We start from the raw sequence: 18709 nt of genomic DNA, 5'->3' as shown, positions 1-18709 counted from the left end.
ATGGACGGGTTGGCTGAGGCAGGAGAGAAGCGCATCGCCTGGGCCGGGCGGTCCATGCCCGTGTTGTCGGCCATCGGCGTGCGGTTCGCCGGCGAGCGGCCCCTGGAGGGGCTGAAGATCGCTGCCTGCCTGCACGTGACCGCGGAGACCGCCGTGCTGATGGGCGCGCTGAAGGCGGGCGGGGCGGAGATCGCGCTGGCCGCGTCCAACCCGCTGTCCACGCAGGACGACGTCGCCGCGGCGCTCGGCACGTACGGCATCGCCGTACACGCAAGGGCGGGGGTGGACAGGGCCACCTACTACCGGCACATCCACCAGGCGCTCGACGTCGGGCCCGACCTCGTGCTCGACGACGGCTGCGACCTGGTCAACATCCTGCACACCGAGCGCACCGACCTGCTGGATCACGTCAGCGGCGGCTGCGAGGAGACCACGACCGGCATCATCAGGCTGCGCCAGATGACCGCGGAGGGCGCTTTGCGCTTCCCGGTCGTGGCGGTCAACGACACGCGGACGAAGCGGATGTTCGACAACCGCTACGGCACCGGGCAGTCCACGCTCGACGGCGTCATGCGCGCCACCAACCTCATGCTGGCCGGCCGCACGGTCGTGGTGGCCGGGTTCGGCTACTGCGGGCGCGGCGTGGCCGAGCGGGCCAAGGGGCTGGGCGCCCGGGTGATCGTCACCGAGATCGACCCGGTGAAGGCGCTCGACGCCACGCTGCAGGGGTACGAGGTGCGCCCGATGGACGAGGCGGCGCTCACCGGCGACCTGTTCATCACCGTCACCGGCAACCGCGACGTGATCCGCGGCGAGCACCTGGTGCTCATGAAGGACGGCGCGATCCTGGCCAACGCCGGGCACTTCGACGTCGAGATCGACGTGCGCGCGCTGGACGACCTGGCCGTCGAGGTGCACCGCGGGGTGCGGCCCAACACCGACGAGTACGTGCTGGCCGACGGGCGGCGCCTGCTGCTGCTGGCCGAGGGGCGGCTGGTCAACCTCACCGCGGCCGAGGGGCATCCTGCCGCGGTGATGGACATGTCGTTCTCGGCCCAGGCGCTGGCCGTGGCCTGGCTGGCCGGTGAGCGGTCGCGGCTGCTGCCCGGCGTCTACGACGTACCCGAGGAGATCGACGTGGAGGTGGCCAGGCTGAAGCTGGCCGCGACCGGGATCTCGATCGACCTGCTGACGGACGAGCAGGAGGAATACCTGCACTCGTGGCGGGTGGGCTCCTAGAGCGCCGCCTGGATGTCCTGCATGCGGCGGATCTCCGCCGTCTGCTCGACGCCGACCTCGGTGGCCAGCTCGTTGATCCGCTGGTGGGAGCCGGTGGTGATGGCCTTGGTGGACATCTCGATCGCACCCCGGTGGTGGGCGATCATCAGGGTGAGGAAGAGCCGGTCGAACGCGTCGCCGGTGGCCGCCTTGAGCTGCTCCATCTGCTCGGGCGTGGCCATGCCCGGCATTCCCTCGTGTCCCGCGTGGTGGTCGGGCACCTTCTGGCCCTGCTGCTCCAGCCATGAGGTCATGTACTGGATCTCGGGCCCCTGCGCGTCCTGGATGCGCGCGGCGATCCGCTTGACCTTGTCCGCCCGCGCCCGCGACGGCGCGAGGAGCGCCATGTCGATGGCCTGCCGGTGGTGGACGATCATGTCCTGGACGTAGGTCACGTCGGCCGCGTTGGCCTTGTCGGGGGGTACGGCTGTCGCAGCCTCGCCCGGCGAGAGCGTCTTGGCTTCCTCGCCCGGCTTGCCAGGGGCGATCACCGGCGCGGTGGAGTCAGCCTGCCTGGCCGGGGGCGGGTCGGCTGAGCACCCGCTGAGGGCAATCGCCGTGCCCGCGATGACGATGAGCGCGGCGCGCACCTGATCCTCCTGACCGGGTCTGTCGAGAGTGCGCACTCTAGAACACCGGGACGACCCGTGCAAAGAGGTCATATACGTATGAAAATTGACAGATTGCGCCCTAGCTCTTTGTCGACTCCCGAGTCAGGATGCGTATATTTATGTTCCCTTTAGGAGGATCTGAGTGTTCACCCCCCGCAGAGCCCTCACCGCGCTCGGCGCCGCAGTCGTCTTAGCCGCGACCGGCCTGCCCGCCATGGCGGCGGACATCCCGGCGCCGGGTGAGATCGTCATGAGCCCCAACTTCGAGCACGTGACCAACGTGCCCAAGCCGGCCGCGCTCGCCGACATCCACACGGACATGGCTTTCCAGGGCGACTACGCCTACGTCGGTAACTACTCCGGCTTCTCCATCTACGACATCAGGCACCCGAAGAAGACCTCGCTGGTCAGCTCGGTGGTCTGTCCCGGTGGCCAGATGGACATGTCCGTCTACGGCAACCTGCTGTTCGGGTCCGTCGACTCCTCGCGCAACAACGACTCGTGCAACAGCACGTCGCAGAGCGCGTCGATCAAGGAGTCGTGGGAGGGCATCCGGATCTTCGACGTCAGCGACAAGGCGAACCCCCGGTACGTCAAGTCGGTCGAGACGAACTGTGGATCCCACACCAACACCTTGGTCCCCGACAAGACGGGGCAGAACGTCTACCTCTACATCTCCTCCTACAACCCCAATGCGACCTTCCCCGACTGCAACGTGCCGCACGACCTGATCTCGATCATCAAGGTGCCGCTGGCGAACCCGGCTGCCGCTGCCGTGGTCTCGACGCCGGTGATCTTCCCGGACGGGGGCAACCCGGGCGAGCCGAGCCTGCCGTACCCCGACCGCACCTCGGCCACGACGGGCTGCCACGACATCACGGCATACCCGGAGAAGGACATCGCGGCGGGCGCCTGCATGGGTGACGGCATCCTCATGGACATCTCGGACCGGGAGCACCCGCGGGTGACGGCCCAGGTCAGGGACGACCAGAACTTCGCGTTCTGGCACTCGGCGACGTTCAACAACGACGGGACCAAGGTCATCTTCACCGACGAGCTCGGTGGGGGGACGCGGGCGACCTGCAACGAGGCGATCGGGCCCAACCGTGGGGCGAACGCCTACTACGACATCGCGGGTGGGCAGCTGCAGTTCCGCAGCTACTTCAAGATCCCCAGGCATCAGGACGACACCGAGAACTGCGTGGCGCACAACGGGTCGCTGATCCCGGTCAAGGGGCGGGACATCATGGTCCAGGCCTGGTACCAGGGTGGTGTCTCGGTCGTGGACTTCACGGACTCGGCGCACCCGGAGGAGATCGCCTACTTCGAGCGTGGGCCTGACAACACCGCGCCGCCGCTGGATGGTGGGTTCTGGTCTGCCTATTACTACAACGGATACATCTACGGGTCGGACTTCAACCTCGGGCTGGATGTGTTGCGGCTCAACGACCCGCGCACGAACCAGGCTCGGAGCGTCAAGCTCGACCGTCTGAACGCGCAGACCCAGGTCCGCTACGGACACGGACACAACTGACCACCCCTTAACCCCCCCAGGGATCTCAACCCCCTAAGAACCCGGCATTCGGGTCCTCAGGGGGTTGAGGTCTTTTCACGGGCCTTGGGATCCCCTATCCCGAGCCCCGCCCCCGGGGAGCCCGCCCGCCCTCGGGATCACTGTGCTAGGGCCTTACCTCTGGAGGTCCCTGCGGGGCTGGGGTCCTTAGAGCACCTCTCCTCTCGTAAAGAGGAGCAGGGAGGGGAGGGTCTCCTCTCTGGAGGGGTTATGCGGAGTGGTGATGGCGGCGCGTTTGGGGTTGAGATCCTGACATAGTGGGATCCGCTCAAAATTCCCCTGTACGGAGGTTCCTGTGGCGTCATCCCTCGGCCGCGTGCTCGCGCTGGCTGGAGCGGCGCTCGTCCTGCTGGCCCCCGCCACCCCCGCCGGCGCCGCGGACGGCGTCCAGACGAGCCCCAACGTCAAGCACGTCGCCAACGTCCCCAAGAAGGCGCCGTTCGCCGACACCGAGGCCTACGACACCGATCTCGCCTTCCAGGGTGACTACGCCTACCAGGGCAACTACGAGGGCCTGACGATCTACGACATCAGGAACCCGGCCAAGCCCACCGTGGTCAGCCGCGTCGCCTGCCCAGGCGCCCAGAACGACGTGTCGGTGAAGGGCAACCTGCTCTTCCTGTCCGTCGACGAGTCCCGCACCAGCGACTCCTGCAGGAGCGACGCCGGATCCACGACGGACAAGTCCTCCTGGGAGGGCATCCGGATCTTCGACATCACCGACAAGTCCCGCCCGAAGTACATCAAGGCCGTGGAGACCGCCTGCGGCTCGCACACCCACACGCTGGTGCCCGACAAGCGCGGCAAGTCGGTCTACCTGTACGTGTCCTCGTACATGCCGGGTGACATCTTCCCCGAGTGCAAGCCCCCGCACGACAAGATCTCCATCGTCAAGGTCCCCCTGGACAAGCCCAAGGCAGCCAAGGTCGTCTCCACCCCCGTGCTCTTCCCCGAGGGCGGCAACGAGACCCAGAACGGCCTGCTCGCCCCCACCAGCGGCTGCCACGACATCACGGTCTTCCCGAAGAAGAACCTCGCGGCGGGCGCCTGCATGGGCGACGGCATCCTCATGGACATCTCCGACCGCGAGCACCCGAAGGTCACCGCCAGGGTCACCGACGACAACTTCGCCTTCTGGCACTCCGCGACGTTCAACAACGCGGGCACCAAGGTCGTCTTCACCGACGAGCTCGGCGGCGGCGGCTCCGCCACGTGCAACAAGACCGTCGGCCCGCACCGCGGCGCCGACGCGATCTACGACATCGAGGCGGGCGAGCTGGTCCAGAAGGGCTACTTCAAGATCCCGCGCGCCCAGACGAACGCGGAGAACTGCGTCGCGCACAACGGCTCGCTGATCCCGGTCAAGGGGCGCGACATCATGGTCCAGTCCTGGTACCAGGGCGGCGTGTCGATCTGGGACTTCACCGACTCCACGAAGGCCAAGGAGATCGGCTTCTTCGACCGCGGCCCGCTCAAGCCGCGCGACCTCGGCGGCTCGTGGTCGGCGTACTACTACAACGGCTACATCTACAGCAGCGACATCCAGAAGGGCCTGGACGTGCTGAAGATCTCCGACAGCCGCACCGACCCGGCGGCCAAGGTCAGGCTGAAGGTGCTCAACACCCAGACGCAGTACGCCTACTAGACCGGCGGGGCGAACCCGCCCGGCGTGGTCCGCGGCCCCTCAGGCGTCACAGGCGTCTGAGGGTACGGCGGAGCCGCCAAGGGAGCCCCGAACCCGGGCGGAGGCGCTTGAACGGGCGGCACGTAAGCCTGAACGGACGGTCCCTGAGAAAGGTGAGCGTAGGAAGAGCGCGAGGCCAGCCGTGCCTCGTCCCGCCGCCGCCGCTCGGCCAGCACCGCGCTCAGGTAGGCGTGCGGCGGCACCCCGTGCGGCGGTGCGGGTGACACGACGGCCGCGACCTGCGTCGAGATCCGCACTCCCATCTCGTACTGCATGGCGGGCGAGAGCTGGTGCCACCGCAGCAGGTACTGACGCGCCGCCGCGGCCACCTCGGAGTTCAGCTGCGACAGCTCCAGCGTGGAAGCCCACTGCGCGAGCTGCGGCGGCATCACCGCAGGCGTCGTCGAGGCCGCCGGGCCGCGCTCGGAGATCACGATGGTCCCGGCGAAGACGTCGCCGAGCCGCTTGCCCTGCTGCGATACCAGCGAGCTGATCAGCGCGGGTGCTCCGTACAGCATCCAGAACTCCACGAACCCGGCCAGACCGCGGAACATCGCCTGCCTGAACCGCTCAGGGCTGCCGTCGTCGCTGACCACGCGCAGCCCCATGGCCAGCTTGCCCAGGCTGCGCCCGCGGGTGAGCGTCTCGACCAGCACCGGGTAGCCGATGGTGACCAGCACGACCAGCAGGATCGCGACGGCTGCGAACATGGCGGGGTCGGAGAAGACGGCGAACAGGCCGAGCAGGATGAGCGTTCCGGCGAGCACGACGACCTGCAGGACCATGTCGATGAACAGCGCCACCGCCCTGGTGGGCAACTGCGCCACCCTGACCTCGACGACGACGGCATCCCCGGTCACGACCTCCGACATATGTGGCAGCCTAGCCTGGTGGACATAGATGCGTTCGTCGCCGTACACCGACCTGCCTGGGACAGGCTGGAGCAGCTCGTCAAGCGCCGCTCGTCGCTGACCGGGGCGGAGGTCGACGAGCTCGTGGACCTCTACCAGCGGGTCTCCACGCATCTGTCCATCGTGCGCTCTGCCTCCACCGACCTGTTGCTGGTCGGGCGGCTGTCCGCGCTGGTCGCCAGGGCGCGGTCGGCGGTGACGGGCGCGCACGCGCCCGCCTGGCGGGAGTTCGTCAGGTTCTTCACCGTCTCCTTCCCCGTGGTCGCCTACCGGGCGCGCTGGTGGTGGCTGGGCGCGACGCTGGCGTGTCTGGCGGTGGCCTGGGTGATCGGGGCGTGGGTGGCCGGGAACCCGGACGTGCAGGCGGCGATCGCCTCGCAGGAGGACATCACCCAGCTCGTCGACCACGACTTCGCCGACTACTACTCGGAGAACCCGGCAGCCTCCTTCGCCAGCCGCGTGTGGATCAACAACGCCTGGGTCTCGGCGCAGGTGATCATCTACGCGATCTTCCTCGGCATCCCGATCCCTTGGGTGCTGTTCCAGAACGCGGCCAACGTGGGCGTGTCCGGCGGGCTGATGGCCTCGCGCGGCAAGCTCGACATCTTCTTCGGCCTGATCACCCCGCACGGCCTGCTGGAGCTCACCGCCGTCTTCCTGGCGGCGGCCGTCGGCATGCGCCTGGGCTGGACGGTCATCGACCCGGGCCCGCGCAGGCGGCTGGACGCGCTGGCCGAGCAGGGCAGGGCGGTGATCAGCGTGGCGCTCGGTCTGGTCGTGGTGCTGTTCGTGTCCGGCCTGATCGAGGCGCTGGTCACCCCGTCCGGCCTGCCGACGTGGGCGCGCGTCGGCATCGGTTTCGTGGCCTGGGCCGCCTTCCTCACCTACGTCATCTACTTCGGCAGGAGGGCGGAGCAGCAGCAGGAGACCGGCGACCTCGAACGCGCCCCGGACCTCGCGCCCACGGTCTAGAGGCGGCCGGCCGCCTTCAGCGCGAGGTAGGCGTCGGCCAGCGCGGGCGCGATGTCCTCTGGAGGCGCGTCGACGACCTCGACGCCGTGCCTGCGCAGGCGCGCGGTCATCCTGCGACGCTCGCCCGCCGCGTGCTCGGCGGCAGCGGCGTCGTAGACCTCCTCCGGCGTGCTGTTCGCCGTGGCGGCCATCGCCGCCACGCGCGGGTCGGACACCCCGGCGACCAGCAGCAGGTGGCGGGACGAGAGCTGTGTCAGGACCGGCATCAGCCCCTCGTCCAGCGCCGCCGGGTTCAGGTCGGTGAGCAGCACCACCAGGCAGCGCCGCTTGGCCCGCGACAGCACGGCGGCCACCATCCCGGCCGAGTCCGCCTCGACCAGCGAGGCCTCGATCGGCGCCATCACGTTGACCAGCGTCGACAGCAGCTCCGTGCGCGAGGCTCCGGCCACCCAGGCGCGCACGGCGCGGTCGTAGGCGAGGAAGTCCACCTGGTCGCCCGCCTTCGCGGCCAGCGCGGCCAGCAGCAGCGCCGCGTCCATCGACCAGTCCAGGCGCGGCCAGCCGGGCGCGGGCAGCGCGCTGGTGGGCGACAGGAAGCCGCCGCTCGGCTGCGCCCCGGCCAGCGGCACGGGCGCCGCTCCGACCCGGCCCGCCGAGGTGCGCCCGGTGTCCAGCACGATCAGCACCCGCCGGTCGCGCTCGGGCCGCCAGGTGCGCACCACCACGTCGTGGCGGCGCGCGGTGGCCCGCCAGTCGATGGAGCGCACGTCGTCGCCCACGACGTACTCGCGCAGCGAGTCGAACTCGGTGCCCTGACCGCGCACCAGCGCGGGATGCTGCCCGTCGAGCTCGCGCAGCCTGGCCAGGCGCGAGGGCAGGTGCTTGCGCGACAGGAACGGCGGCAGCACCCGTACGGACCACGGCACGCTGTGCCTGCCCTGCCGCGCCGCCAGCCCGAGCGGCCCCATGGACCGTACGGTCACCGCGACGCTGGCCCGGTCGCCCCGCCTGGTCGGATGCAGCGTGACCACGAGCTTGCGCCGCTCGCCCGAGGGAACGTCCACGGGCAGCGATCGCGGCGACGAGCCGGCAGAGGGCGGCCAGGCGTCGCGCAGCAGGCCGCGCACCCGGCGCGAACCGGGGTTCTCCACCAGGAGCTCGACCGTCGCCCGCTGGCCCAGCCGTACGAGGGTGTCGCCAGAGCGGTGGAACGCCAGCGGGCGCACCGCGCCGGCGAAGGCCAGGTCCACCACGATCGCTGCGGCCAGCAGCAGGCAGAACCCGGCCAGCGCGAAGCCGGGCGCCGGCGCCAGCAGCACCACCACGACCCCGATCGCCGCGACCAGCGCGGCGCGCCCCGTGAGCACCATCAGCGCGGGACCGGCACCGAGGCCAGGATGCCGTCGAGCAGGCCGTCGGAGGTGGCGCCCTCCAGCTCGGCCTCGGGCCGCAGCTGGATGCGGTGCCGCAGCGCGGGCCTGGCCAGCGCCTTCACGTCGTCGGGCGTGACGTAGGGACGCCCGGACAACCACGCCCACGCGCGGGCGGCGGCCAGCAGTGCCGTCGCGCCACGGGGCGAGACGCCGAGCTGCAGCGAGGGCGACTGCCGGGTCGCCCTGGCCACGTCGACGATGTAGCCGAGCACCTCGGGGGCCACGTGCACCTTGGCCACGGCCTCGCGCCCCGCGGCCAGGTCGTCGGCGGTGGCGACCTGCTTGACCTGCGACAGGTCGCGCGGGTCGAAGCCCTGCGCGTGCCGTTCGAGCACGGTGATCTCGTGCTCGCGCGGCGGCAGCGGCACGGTCAGCTTCAGCAGGAACCGGTCGAGCTGCGCCTCGGGAAGCTGGTAGGTGCCCTCGTACTCGACCGGGTTCTGCGTCGCGCACACCACGAACGGGTCGGGGAGGAGCCGCGCCGAGCCCTCCACGCTGACCTGGCGCTCCTCCATGGCCTCCAGGAGCGCCGCCTGCGTCTTGGGCGGCGTGCGGTTGATCTCGTCGGCGAGCAGCAGGTTGGTGAAGACCGGCCCCTCGCGGAACTCGAACTCGGCCGTCTTGGCGTCGTAGATCAGCGAGCCGGTCACGTCGCCCGGCATCAGGTCGGGCGTGAACTGCACCCGCTTGAAGTCGAGGGCGAGCGCCGCCGACAGCGTGCGCACCATCAGCGTCTTGGCCACGCCAGGCACGCCTTCGAGCAGCACGTGCCCACGGCACAGCAGCGCGATCACCAGCCCGGTCACGACGGCGTCCTGGCCGACCACGGCCTTGGCCACCTCGGCGCGCAACGTCCCGAGCGCCTCGCGGGCCGCGTCGCCGCGATTGGCCACGCGCGTCGTCTCCACAGGATCCATGCTCACTGGGTCACAACCGTCCTTTCCAAGAAGTCCAAATATCCGGCCAGCGCCACCAGCCCCGCGTCGTCGGCCGGTGGCCCGCCGTACAGGGCGTCGCCGATCTGGCGAGGGTCATGACCGGTCCGTACGGCTATCGCCGACACCACGGCCTCGCGCCCGGCCCCCGAGGCCAGCCCCAGCCTCGGGACGATCCGGTCGAGCGCACCCGCGCGCAACGCGTCGGCCGCCCTGCCGCGCGCCCGCCTGGCCCGGTAGAGCCTGCCCCTGCCCTCGACCGTCTCCGCGGCCCGGACGACCACGGGCAGCTGCTCGGTCACCACGGGACCGAGCCGCCTGCCCCGCCAGAACGCGGTGACGAGGACGGCGAGCACGGCCATCAGCACGGCCCAGGGGATGCTCGGCGGCATCAGCTCGGTGAGCGTCTTGCCCTCAGGCCCGGCCAGCTCGCCGCTGGGCGGCGCTTCGACCAGCCAGGTGACGGCGCGCACGCCGTCCAGCAGGTTGAGCGCCAGCGCGGCGTTGCCGTCCTCGGCCAGGCGCAGGTTGGTCATGAACTCGCCGCTGCCGACGGCGGTGAGCGCACCCTGGCGGACCAGCGTGCCGTCGTAGCACGTGGCGCCCTTGAAGGTGAAGCCGCCCATGTAGGCGCTCCCGGCCAGCCGCGCGGCCTCCAGGTCGCACCTCGGCTCCCTGGAGCGGTTGCGCACGGAAGGCTCGCCGAGGTCGAGATCGGGGTTCGCGCCGACGGTCAGGCGAGCGCCGGGGATCTTGGTCAGCCGGGCCTGGTCCTCGGAGCTGTAGCCCCTCGTGGTGCTCACCAGGAGGAGGCGGCCGCTCTCGCGGCCCAGCTCCTCGGCCCTGCCGACAGAGTCCGCCCGGTCCACCTGGACGCCACGCGCGCGCAGCAACTGGGCGAGCGCCTTGCCGCCGACGACGCTGGCGTCGTGCGGGTCGAGGTGCCGCGCAGGGCCGCCACCGCCGGTCACCAGGGCGACGAAGACGCCGACGAGCACGACCAGCAGCCCGATCAGCACCGAGCCGCGGGCGCCGCGCCACACCGAGCGGGCGGTGGGGGAGGTGGAGACGCTCATGTCAGCGCCACCGGCCTGGCCTGGCGCAGCTTCTCGTCCAGCGCGCTCATGACCTGGTACGCCTGCGGCGTGCCGGGCACGCCGCCGTAGGTGACGTCGTCGAAGTCGCGCGCGGCCCTGGCCAGCTCGCCGGCGAAGGCGGGCAGCGCACGCGCCGCGTCCGTGGCGAGTTCGTCGGCCGTACGGCCCGGCGCCCCGTCGACCAGGGCGCGGTCCTCCAGGTCGCGGGCGATCGCCCGCAGGCGTTCCTGTACGGCCTCGCCCCAGCGGCCCTCGGCGGCCAGCGCCTCAGCCGCCGCCCGGTGCTCTGCCGCGGTCATGGCCTGGGCGCCGAACAGCTCTCCGCCCCTGCCCGCCGTACCCCTGGAGGTCTTGCGGAGGCTCCAGACGATCACGAATACGATCGCCGCGAGGACCAGCACGATCACGACGGCCGCGATGACCCCGCCGGCCGAGCCACCGCCCGCCGCCGAGTCGAACAGGTCGCCGAGGAACTGCTGGACGTGGCGGAAGGCGGTGTCGACGAACGACTCGTGCTGGTAGCCGGGCTTGGCCAGCTCCTCGGCGGCCTGGCGCTGGGCCTCGTCCCGGCCGATCGGCGCTGTGACGGTCACTGTCGGGCGGCGTTGGACGGGTGCCAGAGCTCGTCGGCCGTGGCCGGCACCCAGCCCTGCCGCTGCTGCTCGATCGCGGCGGTCTGGAGCACGAGGTCGAACGCCTCGCTGCGCATGCGCCTGTCGGTGTAGAGCAGCCCGGCGACGCCCGCCTGCAGCGGGTAGGTGATCATCGCGCCGAGCGTGGTGCCGATGGCGATCATGATGGCGGACACGACGGCCGAGGCGGTCGAGCCGCCGCCGAGCATCCCGGCGAACGTGCCGATCAGCGTGAACGGCACGCTGAGCACGCTGCTGACGAGCCCGGCCAGCAGCGCGGTGAGCAGCAGGATGCCCAGGACCCGCCAGAAGTCGCCGGTCACCAGGTTCCAGGAGCGCTTCATGGCGTCGATCGGACCCCTGCCCTCCAGCACGACGGCCGGGGTGGCGAAGGAGAAGCGCGTGTTGAAGAACAACGCGTAGGGAATGTAGAGCACCACCACGAGCAGCAGCAGCCCGCCGGCGCCCGCCGCCCCCGAGCCGCCCTCCAGCGCCGTGGTGAGCGCGACGAAGAGCGGGATGATGACGACCAGCGGCGCGAGCATGATCGCCGCGAGCAGCGCCACCACGCCGAAGAGGGCACCGACGCGCCCCTTGACCAGGTTCCACGCCTCACCGGCGGTGATCTTCCCGCCGAACACCGCGCGGCCCAGGATCCTGGTGATGACCCCGGTCAGCAGCGTCACCAGCACGAAGCTGATGGCCATCGACAGGAACGTGGCCCCGTAGGAGCCGATCATCATGCCGTAGGTGCTCTCCATGTCGGGCACGGGCGTCGTCGGGTCGGTCAGCAGGCTGCCCATGTCGCCGAGCAGCAGCGCCTGCCCGATGGCCACCGGGATGGCGGCGAGCAGCGCGGCGACGGCGGACAGGCCGAGCACGGCCTTCGGGTTGGAGCGGATCAGCTTGATCGCGCCGTCGAGCAGGTCGCCGAGCGCGAGCGGGCGCAGCGGGATGATGCCGGGGCGCAGCGGCGGCGGGGGCGGCGGCATGTAGCCGTAACCCGGCGGCGGCGGTGGCTGCTGGTACTGGTACTGGCCGGGCGGCGGGGGAGGGGGCTGCTGGCCAGGCGGAGGCATCTGCGGCTGCGAACCCGGCGCGGCCCACTGGGGAGCGCCATAGGGCGGAGGCTGCTCGGCCGCCCAGCCCGGGGGCGGCGTCTCGGGCGCTGAACCGTGACCGTCTGACATATCCCAATCCTGGCATGGTGGGGGACTCATTGGGGTCTCGCGGTCGGGCGATGGCGATTCCCCGTGGCATCTTGACGGCATTCCCGGACGATTCAGGTCAAGGATCTCCCTCGGGGATGGCCGAATCATGACCCGTTACCGCAGACTGAGATTGCGGTCGTCCCATCGAGTCTAAAATTCAGCTTTTACTGTGCTGAACGTTACGTCACGTCCCATCCATGACCAGGGCAAGGGTAACCTTCAGTAATCGTGCGGGTATGTCCCACAATGCGTAGAACGAATGAGGGGCCATGAAAGGTCGCGTGCTGGTCGTCGACGACGACGCTGCTCTCGCCGAGATGCTTGGCATCGTGTTGCGCGGAGAAGGCTTCGAACCATCCTTTGTCTCCGACGGCGACAAGGCCCTCGACGCGTTCCGGGATACACGCCCGGATCTGGTCCTGCTCGACCTGATGCTGCCGGGGGCCGACGGCATCGACGTCGCACGCAGGATCAGGGCTGAGTCGGGGGTTCCGATCGTCATGCTCACCGCCAAGAGCGACACCATCGACGTGGTGCTCGGTCTCGAGTCGGGTGCTGACGACTACATCGTCAAGCCGTTCAAGCCGAAGGAGCTCGTCGCCCGGGTCCGCGCGCGGCTCCGCCGTACGGACGAGCCGACGCCCGAGATCCTGCAGATCGGCGACATCACCATCGACGTGGCCGGCCACTCGGTCAAGCGTGGCGAGGAGACCATCAACCTCACCCCGCTCGAGTTCGACCTGCTGGTCGCGCTCGCCCGCAAGCCGCGCCAGGTCTTCACCCGCGAGGTGCTGCTGGAGCAGGTCTGGGGTTACCGGCACGCCGCCGACACCCGCCTGGTCAACGTGCACGTCCAGCGGCTGCGCGCCAAGATCGAGAAGGACCCCGAGCACCCCGAGATCGTCGTGACGGTCCGTGGTGTCGGGTACAAGGCCGGACCCGCCTAAATCACCTCCATGCCCCCGAAACCGCGCCGTCGAAGGACATTCCGCCAGATTCTTGGCGGAATCCGTCGGCGTGCGCGGCGGGTGGCGGGCAAGCTCCGCCGCACCTGGCGGCGCTCGCTGCAGCTCCAGGTCATCACCAGCACGCTGCTCGTCTCCGCGACGGTGGTCGCCGTCCTGGGTGTCTTCCTGTTCCAGCAGATCAACGACACCGTGGTGCGCGGCCGTACGGCTGCCGCCATCAAGGACGCCAAGGCGGACAAGGTCCAGATCATGGCGATCCTGGACGAGCCGCTCGGCACCACCAAGACGGAAGGCGGCAAGGACGCGGCCAGGCCGGCGCTCGACCGCGCCATCGAGGCCGTGACCGGCAGCGACCAGAGCGACTGGGACCGCAGCTACGAGGTCATGATCCTCAACCCGACCGAGCCGGGGCAGAGCCAGGCGTCGGGCAGCATCACCCCCGCCGACATCCCGGAGGGGCTCAGGCGCGACCTCGAGGTCAAGCACCAGCACAACCAGCTGAACGTCATCAGCCACTGGCGCACCCTGCTGAACGTCCCCGGCGAGTCCAAGCCGCAGCTCACGCTGGTGACCGGCGTGTTCGCGCAGAGCTACGGGCCGATCAGGGAGATCTACCACTTCTTCCCGCTCACCGCCGAGGAGGAGACCCTCTACTCGGTCAGAGGCATCCTCGTGGTCGTCGGCGCCGGCCTGGTGCTGCTGCTCGTCGCGATCGCCTTCCTGGTCACCCGCCAGGTCGTCACGCCCGTACGGCTGGCCCGACAGGCGGCGGAACGGCTGGCCTCGGGCCGCCTCGACGAGCGCCTCAAGGTGCGCGGCGAGGACGACCTCGCCCGCCTGGCGACCTCCTTCAACGAGATGGCGGCCAACCTCGCGCTCAAGATCCACCAGCTGGAGGAGCTGTCGCACGTCCAGCGGCAGTTCGTCTCCGACGTCTCGCACGAGCTGCGCACCCCGCTCACCACGGTGCGCATGGCGGCCGACCTGCTCTACGACGCGCGCGAGGACTTCGACCCGATGGCGTCCCGGTCGGCCGAGCTCATGCAGGCACAGCTGGAGCGGTTCGAGTCGATGCTGGCCGACCTGCTGGAGATCAGCCGCTACGACGCAGGAGCGGCCACGCTCGACCTCGACTCCACCGACATCCGCGACGTCGTGCTGCGCGCCGTCGGCGACTCCGAGGCGCTGGCCGAACGGCACGGCACCCGGTTCGAGCTGCGCCTGCCCAACGAGCCCTGCCTGGCCGAGGTCGACAGCAGGCGGGTCGAACGCATCCTGCGCAACCTGCTGTTCAACGCCATCGAGCACGGCGAGGGCAGGGACATCGTGGTGACCGTCGGCGCCGACAGGGACGCCGTGGCGGTAGCCGTACGCGACCACGGGGTCGGGTTGAAGCCCGGCGAGGAGACGATGGTCTTCGACCGGTTCTGGCGCGCGGACCCGTCGCGGGCGCGCACCATCGGCGGCACCGGGCTCGGCCTGGCCATCTCCCGCGAGGACGCGATGCTCCACGGCGGCTGGCTGCAGGCGTGGGGCTCGCCGGGGGACGGCTCGCAGTTCAGGCTCTCGCTGCCCAGGCTGGCCGGGTCCGAGCTCAAGGGCTCGCCGCTGCCGCTGGTGCCGCCGGAGGTCGAGATGCGACGCACCTGGCGCGGCCACATCACGCCGGTGCTCTCGCCGGCCACGGGGGACGAGGTGGCACATGCGGAGTAGATGGCTCGTCGTGCTCCTGGCGGCCGGTCTGAGCTCCGGCTGCGCGGTGATCTCCAGTGGCGGTCCGACCACGGAACTGCCCAAGGGACCCGCCGCGCCGCTCAGCAAGCCGTACCACCGGATGATCGCCACGTCGCCGCAGCCGGGCTGGGTGCCCACCCAGGTCGTGCAGGGGCTCCAGGCCGCCATGGCCGCTGTGGACGACCCGTCGTGGCAGGTGCTCAAGAAGTACCTGACGCAGGAGAAGCAGCAGACCTGGAAGCCGAACGTGCCCATCACGGTGCTCGACCAGGTGAACATCAAGGAGTCCGAGACCCCGCCCAACTCGCCGGTCAAGGTCGTCGAGATCTCCGGCAAGAAGGTCGCCGACCTGTTCGAGGACGGCAGGTACGTCCCCACGCAGCAGCAGCCGTTCAACACGAGGCTGAGCCTGGTGAAGTCCGGCGACAGTTTCCGCGTGTCGGAGGTGTTCGACGGGCTGGTGCTGTCGGAGGCGGACCTGGAGCGGGCCTACCGGCAGACGAACCTCTACTACCTCAACCGGGCCAGAGCCGCCGACCTGGTCGTCCCCGACCCGGTGTGGCTGCGCATCGACCCCAAGGTCGACCTGGTCAGGACCATCGTCGAGCGGCTCATCAAGGGCCCGAGCGCCGCGCTGGCCGGGGCGGTGCACAGCGCCATCCCGCAGGGCGCGCGGCTCGACTCCGTCAAGGAGGTCGAGGAGCGCATCGTCATGGACTTCGCTCCGGGCTTCCATGTGGACTCGCAGGACGAGGGGGCGCTGCGCGCCCAGCTCGCCGGGTCGCTGAACGACATCGCCAAGGGGAAGACGATCGAGGTGACGGTCGGCGGTGAGCCATCCTTCACGGTCAACCCCCAGGACGCCGGCGCCTACACGCCGGACACGCCGGGTCAGGCCTACTACGTCGACGGCGGCGTCCTTTACGCGGAGCAGGACAAGGACCCGGGCAAGCCGGTGGAGGGCCCGGCGGGCCAGAAGTCCGACCTCTACGAGGACTACGCGATCTCGCAGAACCAGCCGTTCGTCGCCGCCAGGGGCAAGTCGGGCGGGATCTGGGTCGCGGGCACCACGGTCGACGCGCGCTGGGAAGAGTGGATCAAGGGTGCCGACCTGACCCCGCCCGTCTGGAACAGGGACGGCACCCTGTGGACGGTGAACAAGAGCACCTCCGAGGTGATCGTCTACCGGCCCAAGGAGCAGCAGCACGTCATCACGATCGCCGCGCCCAGCCTCAAGTCGGGCGTGCAGCAGCTCAAGCCGGCCAGGGACGGTGTCAGGGTCGCGGCCGTCACCCTCGACTCCAACGGCGGGCACGTCAGCGTCGGCGCCTACAACGGCCAGATGATCGGCAACTTCCAGCCCGTCCTGACCGTGACGCCGGACCAGACCATCCGCAGCATCACCTGGAGCGACTCCACCCACCTGTACGTCCTGGTGGACCTGCCGAAGTCGGGGGTCGCGGTCAAGAAGATCGACCTCGCCGAGGGGACGACGGAGTCGGTCACTCCGCAGCCGGACAAGAACACCAAGATCATCGCGGCCTCGGGGAACCGGCTGCTGGCGGGCGTCCAGGATCCGAACAGCGTCCAGGGCGCGCTCCTGGAGTGGAAGGACGGCAAGGACTGGGAGCAGGTCAAGAAGATCACTGACATCAAGGGGATGCCGCTCTTCCCGTCCGGCTGACCTTCTCGCCTTTTTGCCGGTCCCGTTTTTGTCGGTCCCGCTCGGCAGGCTGCTTTCGTGCTCGCCGCCCTGCTCGATCTCGCCCTGCCGCAGCGCTGTCCGGGCTGCGGCGCCGCCGGGGCTCCCGTCTGCTTTTCCTGTACGGCTGTCGCCGTCGCCAGGCGCATGCCCTCCCCGGCGCCCGCGGGTCTGCCCGAATGCCTGTCGGCCTGCGAGTACGCGGGGACGATCCGCGAGGCGATCGTCGCCTACAAGGAGCGCGGCAGGACCGTGCTGGCCGGGCCGCTGTCCGAGCTGCTGGCCTTCGCCCTGCTCGACGCTCCGCCACTGATCGTGCCGGTGCCGAGCTCGCGCCGCACGCTGCGGGCGCGCGGGCACGACCCGGTGGGCAGGCTGGCGGCGCTGGCCGTACGGCATCTCCGTGCGCTCGGGCGGCCCGCGTCGCTGGTGCCCGCGCTGGTGCAGGCGCGGCGGGTGGCCGATCAGGCGGGGCTGAGCGCCACGCAGCGGGCCGCCAACCTCGCGTCCTCTCTCAGGTGCGCGGAGGGGGCGGTCGCGGCGCTGAGCGGCCGCTCAGCGCCGCCCGTGGTCATCGTGGACGACGTGGTCACGACGGGCGCGACCCTGGCCGAGGCGGCCAGGGCGCTTCGGGTGGAAGGGGTGGATGTACGGCTGGCCGTCACGATCGCCGCGACACGCCGAAGATCTTGAAAACGTTGTGATTACTGTCGGTAAAGGGAGATCCAACTCTGTTCTCTCACTCCGTCGCCACATGTTGGTGTCCCACTCCCAGCTCAGTCCTTCGAAGATGCGCACGCATATGGGATTCGCACCCGCTTATGTGGACATCTCGCCTACGGTCTCCCACCTCGGAAAATCACGGAACGTGATCCTTTGGTCGACCCTCAGGCTGACATTCGCCCTGGATGCGGATAGCGTTCTGACATGGCACCCGTTCGGGTCCGTGGTTGCGCAGGGCCGGGGCTCCCGGCTCTGCTAGCCGATGCCAGCCGCAGGCAAAACGGTCCACGTAAGGCGACTCTTTGTCGACCGATCACGGTGCGGTTTAGGGATAAGTCCTGCCTTCCCGGGGGTCCAGATGTCCCCCGTCAGGAGAGAAGGGCAGTAGTGGCAATAGAGCTGCGAACCCCTCAGCAGGCGGATGTGGGGTCGAAGACCAGGTCGGCCGAGCGGGTGCCTATGGAGTTGCTGGTGACAGGGTTTGGGAAGCGGGTACCTGTGACAGAAAGGCAGACACGAGACCGCACCCGTCTACCGGTGCTCTTTCTCAGTCGTTAGACGAAGGGGGGCTGTTGCATGGACATCATCGTCAAGGGCCGGCACACAGGAGTGAGTGACCGGTTCCGAGACCACGTGACGACCAAGCTGGCCAGGATCGAGCGTCTGGACAACAAGCTCATCCGAGTCGATGTGGAGGTGTCGAAGGAACGCAACCCGCGCCTCGCCGATCAGCGCGAGCGCGTCGAGCTGACCATCCACTCCCGCGGTCCCGCCGTCAGGGCGGAGGCCTCGGCCGACGACAGATTCGCCGCACTCGACATCGCCCTCGACAAGCTCGAAGGCAGGCTGCGCCGCATCGCCGACCGGCGCAAGATCCACCATGGCAACCACGGAACCCCTTCCCTTTCCGAGTTCTTCTCCGAAACTCCGCCTCCGCCGGCGGCAGCACAGATCGTGCCGGAACCGGCAGAGCCCGAGATCCTTCCAGACGACAAGAAGTACGACGACCTCGTCGCCATCGAGATGGACGGCGACGGCCCGCTCGTCGTGCGGGAAAAGTTCCACGAAGCGGAACCCATGACCATCGACCAGGCTCTCCTCGAGATGGAGCTGGTCGGCCACGACTTCTACTTGTTCCGTGACAAGGAGAGCGGTCAGCCGTGCGTCGTGTACAACCGGCGCGGCTACAACTACGGCGTGTTGCGGCTCGTCGAGCCCTAGTCCGCCGGATCTGAAGATCCTCTC

16 protein-coding genes are annotated in these 18709 nt (G+C 69.7%); 9 read left to right on the top strand and 7 right to left on the bottom strand.

Annotated features, from left to right (window positions below):
- Entirely contained in the window at window positions 1–1239 is a 1239-nt protein-coding gene (locus tag ACIBG8_RS23030) for an adenosylhomocysteinase (protein WP_397344955.1), read from the top strand.
- Here the strand turns inward: ACIBG8_RS23030 and ACIBG8_RS23025 are convergent.
- On the bottom strand, window positions 1236–1868 hold the full coding sequence (locus tag ACIBG8_RS23025; RefSeq protein ID WP_397344954.1) for a DUF305 domain-containing protein: 633 nt from the start codon (window positions 1866–1868) through the stop codon (window positions 1236–1238). The genes ACIBG8_RS23030 and ACIBG8_RS23025 overlap by 4 nt on opposite strands.
- A gap of 163 nt (window positions 1869–2031) precedes the next feature.
- On the opposite strand from ACIBG8_RS23025, the gene ACIBG8_RS23020 reads away from it, so the two are divergent.
- The gene (locus ACIBG8_RS23020) at window positions 2032–3423 is read left to right on the top strand and encodes an LVIVD repeat-containing protein (RefSeq protein WP_397344953.1); all 1392 of its coding nucleotides are present in this window, start codon (window positions 2032–2034) and stop codon (window positions 3421–3423) included.
- 334 nt (window positions 3424–3757) lie between these two features.
- Entirely contained in the window at window positions 3758–5107 is a 1350-nt protein-coding gene (locus ACIBG8_RS23015; RefSeq protein WP_397344952.1) for an LVIVD repeat-containing protein, read from the top strand.
- Here ACIBG8_RS23015 and ACIBG8_RS23010 read toward each other — a convergent pair.
- Entirely contained in the window at window positions 5104–6018 is a 915-nt protein-coding gene (locus ACIBG8_RS23010; RefSeq protein ID WP_397344951.1) for an RDD family protein, read from the bottom strand. The genes ACIBG8_RS23015 and ACIBG8_RS23010 overlap by 4 nt on opposite strands.
- Before the next feature lie 18 nt (window positions 6019–6036).
- Between ACIBG8_RS23010 and ACIBG8_RS23005 the strand changes: the two genes are divergently transcribed.
- On the top strand, window positions 6037–7029 hold the full coding sequence (locus ACIBG8_RS23005) for a stage II sporulation protein M (RefSeq protein WP_397344950.1): 993 nt from the start codon (window positions 6037–6039) through the stop codon (window positions 7027–7029).
- Here ACIBG8_RS23005 and ACIBG8_RS23000 read toward each other — a convergent pair.
- From ACIBG8_RS23000 to ACIBG8_RS22980, 5 genes are read right to left on the bottom strand one after another with little or no spacing between them, the layout of a single operon-like run.
- Window positions 7026–8399, bottom strand: coding sequence for a DUF58 domain-containing protein (locus ACIBG8_RS23000; RefSeq protein ID WP_397344949.1), 1374 nt, complete (start codon window positions 8397–8399; stop codon window positions 7026–7028). The genes ACIBG8_RS23005 and ACIBG8_RS23000 overlap by 4 nt on opposite strands.
- Window positions 8399–9379 carry an AAA family ATPase gene (locus tag ACIBG8_RS22995; protein ID WP_397344948.1) on the bottom strand — a complete coding sequence of 327 codons (981 nt, stop codon included), beginning with the start codon at window positions 9377–9379 and terminating at the stop codon, window positions 8399–8401. Before ACIBG8_RS22995 ends, ACIBG8_RS23000 begins: the two co-directional genes overlap by 1 nt.
- 2 nt (window positions 9380–9381) lie before the next feature.
- The gene (locus ACIBG8_RS22990) at window positions 9382–10473 is read right to left on the bottom strand and encodes a DUF4350 domain-containing protein (protein ID WP_397344947.1); all 1092 of its coding nucleotides are present in this window, start codon (window positions 10471–10473) and stop codon (window positions 9382–9384) included.
- The gene (locus ACIBG8_RS22985) at window positions 10470–11087 is read right to left on the bottom strand and encodes a DUF4129 domain-containing protein (protein WP_397344946.1); all 618 of its coding nucleotides are present in this window, start codon (window positions 11085–11087) and stop codon (window positions 10470–10472) included. Before ACIBG8_RS22985 ends, ACIBG8_RS22990 begins: the two co-directional genes overlap by 4 nt.
- Entirely contained in the window at window positions 11084–12316 is a 1233-nt protein-coding gene (locus ACIBG8_RS22980) for a glycerophosphoryl diester phosphodiesterase membrane domain-containing protein (protein WP_397344945.1), read from the bottom strand. Before ACIBG8_RS22980 ends, ACIBG8_RS22985 begins: the two co-directional genes overlap by 4 nt.
- Before the next feature lie 290 nt (window positions 12317–12606).
- Here ACIBG8_RS22980 and mtrA point away from each other — a divergent pair, with 290 nt between their 5' ends.
- From mtrA to hpf, 5 genes are all read left to right on the top strand, one after another.
- Entirely contained in the window at window positions 12607–13284 is a 678-nt protein-coding gene (gene mtrA / locus ACIBG8_RS22975; RefSeq protein WP_043620615.1) for an MtrAB system response regulator MtrA, read from the top strand.
- Between the two features lie 9 nt (window positions 13285–13293).
- Window positions 13294–15018: an MtrAB system histidine kinase MtrB gene (mtrB, locus tag ACIBG8_RS22970; RefSeq protein ID WP_397344944.1), complete on the top strand. Its 1725-nt coding sequence runs from the start codon at window positions 13294–13296 to the stop codon at window positions 15016–15018.
- Window positions 15008–16723, top strand: a complete 1716-nt coding sequence (locus ACIBG8_RS22965; RefSeq protein ID WP_397344943.1) for an LpqB family beta-propeller domain-containing protein — start codon at window positions 15008–15010, stop codon at window positions 16721–16723. The genes mtrB and ACIBG8_RS22965 overlap by 11 nt, the downstream gene beginning before the upstream one ends.
- A 57-nt stretch (window positions 16724–16780) precedes the next feature.
- Entirely contained in the window at window positions 16781–17434 is a 654-nt protein-coding gene (locus ACIBG8_RS22960; RefSeq protein ID WP_397344942.1) for a ComF family protein, read from the top strand.
- Between the two features lie 606 nt (window positions 17435–18040).
- Window positions 18041–18685, top strand: a complete 645-nt coding sequence (hpf, locus tag ACIBG8_RS22955; RefSeq protein WP_397344941.1) for a ribosome hibernation-promoting factor, HPF/YfiA family — start codon at window positions 18041–18043, stop codon at window positions 18683–18685.
- Window positions 18686–18709: the final 24 nt, after the last annotated feature.

Origin of the sequence: Nonomuraea sp. NPDC050556 (genome assembly GCF_044457355.1) — a bacterium.
In the GTDB taxonomy this organism is placed as follows: Bacteria; Actinomycetota; Actinomycetes; order Streptosporangiales; family Streptosporangiaceae; genus Nonomuraea.
This window is presented reverse-complemented; position numbering and strand designations above follow the sequence as displayed.

Excerpts from the sequence above, each read along its gene's own strand:
- mtrB (WP_397344944.1), top strand. The coding sequence starts at position 13,294 with ATGCCCCCGAAACCGCGCCGTCGAAGGACATTCCGCCAGATTCTTGGC.
- ACIBG8_RS22965 (WP_397344943.1), top strand. The coding sequence starts at position 15,008 with ATGCGGAGTAGATGGCTCGTCGTGCTCCTGGCGGCCGGTCTGAGCTCC.
- ACIBG8_RS23010 (WP_397344951.1), bottom strand. The coding sequence starts at position 6,018 with ATGTCGGAGGTCGTGACCGGGGATGCCGTCGTCGTCGAGGTCAGGGTG.
- ACIBG8_RS22990 (WP_397344947.1), bottom strand. The coding sequence starts at position 10,473 with ATGAGCGTCTCCACCTCCCCCACCGCCCGCTCGGTGTGGCGCGGCGCC.
- ACIBG8_RS22980 (WP_397344945.1), bottom strand. The coding sequence starts at position 12,316 with ATGTCAGACGGTCACGGTTCAGCGCCCGAGACGCCGCCCCCGGGCTGG.
- ACIBG8_RS22995 (WP_397344948.1), bottom strand. The coding sequence starts at position 9,379 with ATGGATCCTGTGGAGACGACGCGCGTGGCCAATCGCGGCGACGCGGCC.
- ACIBG8_RS23030 (WP_397344955.1), top strand. The coding sequence starts at position 1 with ATGGACGGGTTGGCTGAGGCAGGAGAGAAGCGCATCGCCTGGGCCGGG.
- ACIBG8_RS23000 (WP_397344949.1), bottom strand. The coding sequence starts at position 8,399 with ATGGTGCTCACGGGGCGCGCCGCGCTGGTCGCGGCGATCGGGGTCGTG.
- mtrA (WP_043620615.1), top strand. The coding sequence starts at position 12,607 with ATGAAAGGTCGCGTGCTGGTCGTCGACGACGACGCTGCTCTCGCCGAG.
- hpf (WP_397344941.1), top strand. The coding sequence starts at position 18,041 with ATGGACATCATCGTCAAGGGCCGGCACACAGGAGTGAGTGACCGGTTC.